At 51.1% G+C, this 3,255-nt stretch carries 2 protein-coding genes; one reads left to right on the top strand and one right to left on the bottom strand.

Translation table 11 applies throughout. The features are described from left to right. Positions 1-1,053: 1,053 nt before the first annotated feature. Positions 1,054-1,530: a helix-turn-helix domain-containing protein gene (locus HEN21_RS22295; RefSeq protein ID WP_029395218.1), complete on the bottom strand. Its 477-nt coding sequence runs from the start codon at positions 1,528-1,530 to the stop codon at positions 1,054-1,056. Positions 1,531-1,725: 195 nt separating this feature from the next. On the opposite strand from HEN21_RS22295, the gene HEN21_RS22300 reads away from it, so the two are divergent. Continuing rightward, positions 1,726-2,202 carry a helix-turn-helix domain-containing protein gene (locus HEN21_RS22300; protein ID WP_029395218.1) on the top strand — a complete coding sequence of 159 codons (477 nt, stop codon included), beginning with the start codon at positions 1,726-1,728 and terminating at the stop codon, positions 2,200-2,202. Positions 2,203-3,255 lie beyond the last annotated feature (1,053 nt).

The raw sequence follows: 3,255 nt of genomic DNA, 5'->3' as shown, positions 1-3,255 counted from the left end.
AATCTAAGCCATCATGACACATCTGTGCAACACCTTGTTGCGTGTTGTCGCATCCAGGATGCGACAACGTTGTGTCACCCTGGATGCGACAGGTAAACAAAAAACACACTAAAAAAACAACAACTTACAAATCGGCGTAAAAGATCTATTCTAGGCAAGGGTGTTGCGCGCAACGCAACGCCCTTTTGGGGTGTCGGGGCGAAGCCCTGACCCAGTCACGTAGCGATAGCGGAGTGTATACTGGCTTACTCCTCTGCAAGCCTTACCAGCTGTGATTTTTGCCAGATTTCACGCTCTCAACGTTCAACAGCTCCATCATGGTTTTGCCGTCCGTTCACCGCTAAAACGCCTCAGAAATCGGGACAGGATGTGCAAATGTAATACCGTCACCCGCGACGATATTCCGTTTGCCATCTGGTCAGGGCTTCGCCCCGACACCCCGCATCAGTGCGTACGTGCTCAATGTGGTTTCCGGTTCTCTTCCGCTTCCTCGCCCACTCGCTCACTAACGTTCGGTCGCTGGGGCTGCGGCGAGCGGTGCCACCTCTCGCATGTTGTCGGTGATTCCGCTGTTGTTCTTTCGGGGATAAGTCGTCAGATAGCCCTTCAAACGCGCTCAGAAGCTCTCAGACGCACGAAACGGGGTTTAAATGCCCGTCAGGGCATGGAAGGCGCGAAAAACGCTTACAGAGCGTTTCAGGAGGTCAGGCGCGCCGATACCCCTAGCCAGGGGCTTTCAGGTCGCCAGGAACCGCGCCAGCCCCCTGCAAAGCCCATTTGCACGGTACAGGCAGCCACTCGGTTGGTAGGTGGTCGTAGACCGTCGGTGTTACAGCGATGGGGGTCTGGGGTTCTCCCCAGACGGTTTCCGGTTGCGCTCAAGGCGCTGCCGGAACCGTGGCGGCTCGATCGTTCTGGAGATCGGGGAGCAAAAACACGCAAGGGATTTTGAGGCGGCAAAAGAGCAATGCAGGATAGACAACCCGATGTCAAATGTTAACATTTGAATCAGATTGTCCAAAAACGGGGTTTTTGCCTGTGCCTGCCGCTGGCTCAATTTGAAAACATGGCCATGATTCGGCGCTGAATATCACCGTCTTTGTTGACCAGTGTTTTAGTGACAAACGCCGCGTAGTTTTTAGATGTGTTGTATCCCTTCCAGACTTCATGTGGATCGAGTGCATACGCACAAACCTTACCAGCAACAGGAATTCTGACTAACGCGTTTTTTGATTCTAAGTAGTTGAGCCACCGAATAATTGTGCTTCTGCTAACTCCAAGTTTTTCAGCTAGGAATTGCTGATCCGCAACGACAGCGCCACACGTAGGATCGATATGCTCCGCTAAAAATGAGTACAGCTTCAGTGCTGATATGCCTTGGCTATCCTTCAGCAGCTCTCGAACACGTTCCCAACCTTTTGGGGATACCTGTGTAAACCTTGAATTCTTCTTTGCTTCTTCGAGATCCTCGGTGTTTTTCTTTGCCTCATCTGAAAGTTGTTTCAGTCGTTTTTCTGAATCAATAAACATGATTTTTTCCCTCTGAAAATCCCATGCACTAACGTTGGTTCAAATCTAAGCCATCATGACACATCTGTGCAACACCTTGTTGCGTGTTGTCGCATCCTGGATGCGACAACACGCAACAAGGTGTTGCACAGATGTGTCATGATGGCTTAGATTTGAACCAACGTTAGTGCATGGGATTTTCAGAGGGAAAAAATCATGTTTATTGATTCAGAAAAACGACTGAAACAACTTTCAGATGAGGCAAAGAAAAACACCGAGGATCTCGAAGAAGCAAAGAAGAATTCAAGGTTTACACAGGTATCCCCAAAAGGTTGGGAACGTGTTCGAGAGCTGCTGAAGGATAGCCAAGGCATATCAGCACTGAAGCTGTACTCATTTTTAGCGGAGCATATCGATCCTACGTGTGGCGCTGTCGTTGCGGATCAGCAATTCCTAGCTGAAAAACTTGGAGTTAGCAGAAGCACAATTATTCGGTGGCTCAACTACTTAGAATCAAAAAACGCGTTAGTCAGAATTCCTGTTGCTGGTAAGGTTTGTGCGTATGCACTCGATCCACATGAAGTCTGGAAGGGATACAACACATCTAAAAACTACGCGGCGTTTGTCACTAAAACACTGGTCAACAAAGACGGTGATATTCAGCGCCGAATCATGGCCATGTTTTCAAATTGAGCCAGCGGCAGGCACAGGCAAAAACCCCGTTTTTGGACAATCTGATTCAAATGTTAACATTTGACATCGGGTTGTCTATCCTGCATTGCTCTTTTGCCGCCTCAAAATCCCTTGCGTGTTTTTGCTCCCCGATCTCCAGAACGATCGAGCCGCCACGGTTCCGGCAGCGCCTTGAGCGCAACCGGAAACCGTCTGGGGAGAACCCCAGACCCCCATCGCTGTAACACCGACGGTCTACGACCACCTACCAACCGAGTGGCTGCCTGTACCGTGCAAATGGGCTTTGCAGGGGGCTGGCGCGGTTCCTGGCGACCTGAAAGCCCCTGGCTAGGGGTATCGGCGCGCCTGACCTCCTGAAACGCTCTGTAAGCGTTTTTCGCGCCTTCCATGCCCTGACGGGCATTTAAACCCCGTTTCGTGCGTCTGAGAGCTTCTGAGCGCGTTTGAAGGGCTATCTGACGACTTATCCCCGAAAGAACAACAGCGGAATCACCGACAACATGCGAGAGGTGGCACCGCTCGCCGCAGCCCCAGCGACCGAACGTTAGTGAGCGAGTGGGCGAGGAAGCGGAAGAGAACCGGAAACCACATTGAGCACGTACGCACTGATGCGGGGTGTCGGGGCGAAGCCCTGACCAGATGGCAAACGGAATATCGTCGCGGGTGACGGTATTACATTTGCACATCCTGTCCCGATTTCTGAGGCGTTTTAGCGGTGAACGGACGGCAAAACCATGATGGAGCTGTTGAACGTTGAGAGCGTGAAATCTGGCAAAAATCACAGCTGGTAAGGCTTGCAGAGGAGTAAGCCAGTATACACTCCGCTATCGCTACGTGACTGGGTCAGGGCTTCGCCCCGACACCCCAAAAGGGCGTTGCGTTGCGCGCAACACCCTTGCCTAGAATAGATCTTTTACGCCGATTTGTAAGTTGTTGTTTTTTTAGTGTGTTTTTTGTTTACCTGTCGCATCCAGGGTGACACAACGTTGTCGCATCCTGGATGCGACAACACGCAACAAGGTGTTGCACAGATGTGTCATGATGGCTTAGATT

This window comes from Escherichia sp. 93.1518 (assembly GCF_013368915.2).
GTDB classification, from domain to species: Bacteria; Pseudomonadota; Gammaproteobacteria; order Enterobacterales; family Enterobacteriaceae; genus Escherichia; species Escherichia ruysiae.
The sequence above is the reverse complement of the archived record's forward strand: the minus strand, read 5'-3'. Positions and strand labels throughout refer to the sequence as shown.

What these genes read in the sequence shown, in the direction of transcription:
- HEN21_RS22295 (WP_029395218.1), bottom strand. Translation starts at nt 1,530, where the DNA reads ATGTTTATTGATTCAGAAAAACGACTGAAACAACTTTCAGATGAGGCA.
- HEN21_RS22300 (WP_029395218.1), top strand. Translation starts at nt 1,726, where the DNA reads ATGTTTATTGATTCAGAAAAACGACTGAAACAACTTTCAGATGAGGCA.